This is a genomic window from Roseibium sp., assembly GCF_025698965.1.
Lineage (GTDB): Bacteria > Pseudomonadota > Alphaproteobacteria > Rhizobiales > Stappiaceae > Roseibium.
The window spans coordinates 1-5655 of record NZ_JAILWL010000435.1; the positions used below are offsets into that span (position 1 = coordinate 1).

Consider the following 5655-nt stretch of genomic DNA (forward strand, 5'->3'; position numbering starts at 1 on the left):
TGCGAGGGGGCGGATGACGACCCTGTCTTCAAGCATATCGGCAACCACCTTGTGAATGATCGCGACACCCGCATTTGCCGCAACAAGATTGGCGACCAAAATGGTGGAATCCGTTTCACAAACGGAACTCAACTGAACACCAGCTCGGCTTAGGGCTTCCTCGAGCCGGTAGCGCAGGATTGTGTGCGTGGCGATTGAAATCAGTCGTTCGCTTGCCAAGTCCTCGAACGAAATGACCTCACGTTCCGCGAGCGGGTGTCCGGGCGGCAAAACGCAGACCGTTTCCTCCTCGCACAAGGGTTCTATGGTCAATCCGTCGTCCGAAAGAGGAAGCGTCACCAGTCCGAGGTCGCATTTTCCATTGATAACAAGCGACTGGACTTCAGAGCGTGGTTTCAGATCTACCTTGAGATGGACGTTCGGATTTTCATCCAGAAACTGGCGCAGCGGGGCGGGTGTCATGCAGGTGCCGATCGCCGGCATGGCAGCAATTCGGACCGTTCGCGTGCTGAGCTGACGGATGTTGCGCGACATGAGATTGATACGTTCAATCTCGGCAAGGATCCGTTCCGCGATTTCGGAAAAGTCGAGACCTTCCGGTGTCAGCGTCAGGCCTGCACCTTGCCGGTCAAACAGCTGATAACCGATATCGTCTTCAAGCTGGAGAATGAGGCGGCTGATTGTGGATTGGGTCACACCGATCCGACCTGCCGCCAAAGTGGTTGAACCGGTATCTCGAACCGCGCGAAATGCTTCCAGTTGGCGGAAATTCATTTTTTATGGTGGCCCTCCCAAACCTGACGGCACCTGCGCTCGCAATGTACCGTGTTGAGTTTATTCGGCATAGGCATCTGAAATGCAAGGAGTCGGGAGGGCGAATGCGTTCGATGAGTTCCGCTGGCCGGTTAACGTCTGAATGGTGCACGACATTCAAAACATTGGCTCGCGGATGATGACACGAAGTAAGACCGAATTGTCATACGCCTTGCTAACTGCCTTAAAACATAAGATGAGGGATAAGGTTGCCTCCGCGATAGCGTTCGAAACAGAGCGGCTTCGCTGTTCGCACCGTTTTGCACCTTTGCAGTAGGAGAGGCGGATTTGTCAGACAAGGATCAACGCCGAAATCAGGATCCCCACGCGCTTCGGGAGCAGCGTGAAAAGAATCTGGAAGTGGCAATCGGCCGGCAGGTGCGTTCTTTGCGCAAACGTCAGAGGATGACCGGGGCAGATCTTGCCGCACAGACCGGGCTTTCCGTCGGCATGTTGTCCAAGATTGAAAACGGCGTCATTTCGCCATCTCTCTCGACGATCCAGACACTAGCCAATGCACTTCAGGTTCCGCTGGTCCAGTTGTTTTCCGGTTACGAGGAAGAACGTGGTTGCATGCACGTCAAGGCCGGGCAGGGAGTTGAGACGGACAGGGCAGGCACGCGTGCCGGGCATCAATATAATCTGCTGGGCCACATAGGGGCCAATGCGAGCGGCGTGTTCACGGAACCCTATCTGATCACGCTGAACGACAAAAGCGACCGTTTTCCAACCTTCCAGCACGAGGGAATGGAGTTTCTCTACATGCTGGAAGGACGGGTCGAATATCGCCATGGAGACAAACTCTATCTTATGGAGCCGGGCGACTCTCTTCTGTTCGATTCAGATGCGCCTCATGGTCCTGAAGTCCTTCTGGAACTTCCGGCAAAATACCTTTCCATAATCACATATCCGCAGAACGATTGAGTTTGTTCAGCTGACGGAGGGCAAGCAGCCGGTTGTCATGAAATTGATGACGGTGTTCTAGGAGTGTATCCGGCGGCAGGTTTCCTGGTTTTGCCTAAAATAGTTTCTTGAAAAGAAAAAATATTTCTGTTTAGTGAATATCAGAGATGACGCTCTGGCACTGAACGGAGATAACTATGTGCGGAATTGTTGGCCTGTTTCTAAAGAAGGATGCGTTGCATCCTCACTTGGGTGACATGCTGACCGACATGCTCATCACCATGACGGATCGCGGCCCCGACAGCGCCGGGATCGCAATCTATGGCGAGGCAGGCGACGGTCTGAAAATCACTCTGCAATCGGACACACCGGAGGTGGATTTTGCCGGGCTGAAGGAAGACCTGTCGGAAACGCTTTGCGTGCCTTTGACATTGAAGCGGGTCGATACGCATGCGGTTCTGACGGTTCCGATCCAGGCAAAGGATGCTGCTGTTGCTGCGCTAGAGGACCGGGGTCTTCGGGTCATGGGGGCGGGAACCTCAATGGAAATCTATAAGGAAGTTGGCCTGCCGAAGGATGTCGCTGCGCGGTTTGGAATTCGCGAAATGGGCGGATCCCACGGTATCGGGCATACGCGCATGGCGACAGAATCTGCTGTGACAACGCTTGGAGCACATCCGTTTTCAACCGCTGACGACCAGTGTCTGGTGCACAATGGATCACTTTCAAACCACAATCAGATGCGCCGGACGTTGGCCAGAAAAGGGGTTTTCACCAAGACCGAAAATGATACTGAGGTTGGTGCGGCCTACATTGCTTCACGGATTGAGGACGGGACACCGCTCGGTGAGGCTCTTGAAGGAACACTGGATGATCTCGACGGGTTCTTCACCTTCGTAACAGGCACTCGCAACGGCTTTGGTGTGGTGCGTGATCCGATCGCCTGCAAACCGGCGGTCATGGCCGAGACGGATGATTATGTCGCCTTCGCATCGGAATACCGCGCCTTTGCCGACCTGCCTGGCATCGAGACCGCAAGGGTCTGGGAACCGGAGCCTGCAACCGTTTATTTCTGGGAGCGCTGATCATGAATGTTCTGGATGCTTCGGAAATCTCGCTTCGAGACATCAATACAACGCTTCAGAATGCTGCGAATACCCGGAGAAACGAAGCTTATGAGATCGTCAACCCGCGCGGATCACATGCAATTGCCGTCGGATTGGACGGGCCGATCTCGGTGACCATCAAAGGGTCTACCGGTTACTATTGCGCGGGCATGAACAAGGATGCGAGCGTGACCGTCGAGGGATCAGCAGGTCCGGGTGTCGCCGAAAACATGATGTCCGGCGTCGTGACGATCGAGGGAGACGCCAGCCAGTATGCCGGTGCCACGGGACATGGCGGTCTGTTGAATATCAAAGGCAATGCCTCTTCCAGGTGCGGCATCTCGATGAAGGGGATCGACATCGTGGTCCACGGCAATATCGGCCATATGTCGGCTTTCATGGCGCAAAAGGGAAATCTTGTTGTGCTGGGGGACGCAGGAGATGCCCTGGGCGACAGCCTTTACGAAGCACAGCTTTTCGTGCGTGGAAGTGTCAAATCCCTTGGCGCCGACTGCGTGGAGAAGGAAGTGCGACCGGAACATCTTGAGCTGCTGGCAGATCTCCTGAAACAGGCAGGTGCCGATGCCAGTCCGCAAGAATTCCGTCGTTACGGTTCGGCGCGCGAGCTTTACAATTTCAACATTGATCACGCGGGTGAGTATTGATCATGGACAAGACACCTCATACCGATCCGATCCAGAGTTGGACGTTCTCGCGCGAGACCAATTCCGAAATTCGCCGGGCTGCGGCAAGCGGCATTTATGATATCCGCGGTGGGGGCGCCAAGCGGCGTGTTCCTCATTTTGACGACCTGCTGTTCCTCGGAGCCTCGATTTCGCGCTATCCGCTGGAAGGTTACCGGGAGAAATGCGAGACGTCGGTCACGCTTGGTACGCGCTTTGCCAAAAAGCCGATCGAGCTGAAAATCCCGATCACCATTGCGGGCATGTCCTTTGGTGCATTGTCCGGTCAGGCCAAGGAAGCGCTTGGTCGCGGGGCTACGCTGGCCGGAACTTCCACGACAACCGGCGATGGCGGAATGACACCCGAAGAGCGCGGTCACTCGGAAAAGCTGGTTTATCAGTATCTGCCGAGCCGTTACGGTATGAACCCGGACGATTTGCGCCGTGCCGATGCCATTGAGGTTGTTGTCGGCCAAGGTGCCAAACCGGGCGGCGGCGGTATGTTATTGGGCCAGAAGATCACCGAGCGGGTGGCCGGAATGCGCGATCTGCCGGTTGGCATCGACCAGCGCTCGGCATGCCGTCATCCGGACTGGACCGGACCGGACGACCTGGAAATCAAGATCCTTGAGCTTAGGGAAATCACAAATTGGGAAAAGCCGATTTACATCAAGATTGGCGGTGCCCGGCCTTATTATGACACCGCGCTTGCAATCAAGGCAGGGGCTGATGTGGTGGTGCTCGACGGAATGCAGGGCGGAACCGCGGCGACGCAGGATGTATTTATCGAACATGTAGGTCAGCCGACGCTTGCCTGTATCCGGCCAGCCGTTCAAGCCCTTCAGGATCTTGGCATGCACCGGGAAGTGCAGCTGGTCGTTTCGGGCGGAATCCGAAACGGGGCAGATGTTGCCAAAGCGCTGGCGCTTGGGGCGGATGCCGTGGCTATTGGGACCGCGGCTTTGGTCGCTTTGGGTGACAATGATCCGAAATGGGAAGAGGATTACAAGGCGTTGGGCACGACACATGGTGCCTATGACGATTGGCACGAGGGTCGCGACCCGGCCGGTATCACGACACAGGACCCTGTTCTGGCATCGCGTCTTGATCCGGTAGAGGGAGGGCGCCTTCTCAGAAACTATCTGAATGTCATGACGCTGGAGTGCCAGACCCTGGCACGGGCCTGCGGCAAAAGCCACGTGCATAATCTGGAGCCGGAGGACCTGTGTGCACTGACGATGGAGGCTGCCGCAATGGCGCAGGTGCCTTTGGCCGGAACAGATTGGTACCCGGGAAAACCGGGGTTTTAACCAACAAACCAATTCGCCTGATCTCTTGAGAAACGAGCCTTTGCGGGCGCGGTTGCCGCCAGGTTCACTGAAAAACAGAAGGGAACTCTACATTGACTGACCTTGCTGCATTTGCTGCCGAAAACGGCGTGAAATACTTCATGATCTCCTTCACCGATCTCTTCGGCGCTCAAAGGGCCAAGCTGGTTCCCGCACAAGCCATCTCCGCAATGGTGGAAGAGGGGGCCGGGTTCGCAGGGTTTGCAACCTGGCTCGACATGACCCCGGCGCATCCGGACATGTTGGCCATGCCGGATCCTGCCACAGTGATCCAGTTGCCTTGGAAGCCGGAGGTTGCCTGGGTTGCAGCGAATTGCGTCATGGAAGGGGAAGAGGTCGGTCAGGCTCCGAGAAATGTGCTGCGCCAACTGGTTGCAGAAGCTGAAAAGGAAAACTTGCGGGTCAAGACCGGGGTCGAGGCGGAATTCTTTCTTCTGACACCGGAAGGCACCGAAGTGTCCGATCCGGCCGATACTGCCGAAAAACCCTGCTACGATCAACAGGCAGTCATGCGCCGCTATGACGTCATATCCGAAATCTGCGACTATATGCTGGAACTTGGCTGGGGGCCTTACCAGAACGACCATGAGGATGCGAATGGCCAGTTCGAAATGAACTGGGAGTTCGATGATGCCCTGGTCACGGCCGACCGGCACAGCTTTTTCAAGTTCATGGTGAAATCGGTGGCGGAAAAGCATGGCTTTCTCGCGACCTTCATGCCCAAACCGGTCGAAGGGCTCACGGGCAACGGCTGCCATGCGCATGTTTCGGTCTGGGATCTGGACGGCACGGCCAACGCCT

The 5655-nt window shown here is 56.0% G+C and carries 5 protein-coding genes and 1 pseudogene; 5 read left to right on the forward strand and 1 reads right to left on the reverse strand.

Annotation, left to right across the window (positions count from 1 at the left end; all coding sequences use genetic code 11):
• Positions 1 to 774 (reverse strand): LysR family transcriptional regulator (locus K5905_RS26215; RefSeq protein ID WP_297589700.1); only part of this gene is annotated, 774 nt, incomplete at its 3' end.
• Between the two features lie 327 nt (positions 775 to 1101).
• On the opposite strand from K5905_RS26215, the gene K5905_RS26220 reads away from it, so the two are divergent.
• From K5905_RS26220 to K5905_RS26240, 5 genes and pseudogenes are all read left to right on the forward strand, one after another.
• A complete protein-coding gene (locus K5905_RS26220) occupies positions 1102 to 1737 on the forward strand; it encodes an XRE family transcriptional regulator (protein WP_297589703.1) in 636 nt (211 codons plus the stop codon).
• Positions 1738 to 1913: 176 nt separating this feature from the next.
• Entirely contained in the window at positions 1914 to 2801 is an 888-nt protein-coding gene (locus K5905_RS26225; protein ID WP_297589705.1) for a glutamine amidotransferase family protein, read from the forward strand.
• Between the two features lie 2 nt (positions 2802 to 2803).
• A complete protein-coding gene (locus tag K5905_RS26230) occupies positions 2804 to 3487 on the forward strand; it encodes a protein GlxC (protein ID WP_297589707.1) in 684 nt (227 codons plus the stop codon).
• Between the two features lie 2 nt (positions 3488 to 3489).
• A complete protein-coding gene (locus K5905_RS26235) occupies positions 3490 to 4815 on the forward strand; it encodes an FMN-binding glutamate synthase family protein (RefSeq protein ID WP_297589710.1) in 1326 nt (441 codons plus the stop codon).
• 140 nt (positions 4816 to 4955) lie between these two features.
• Positions 4956 to 5655, forward strand: a pseudogene (locus K5905_RS26240) (type III glutamate--ammonia ligase); the annotation flags it as partial.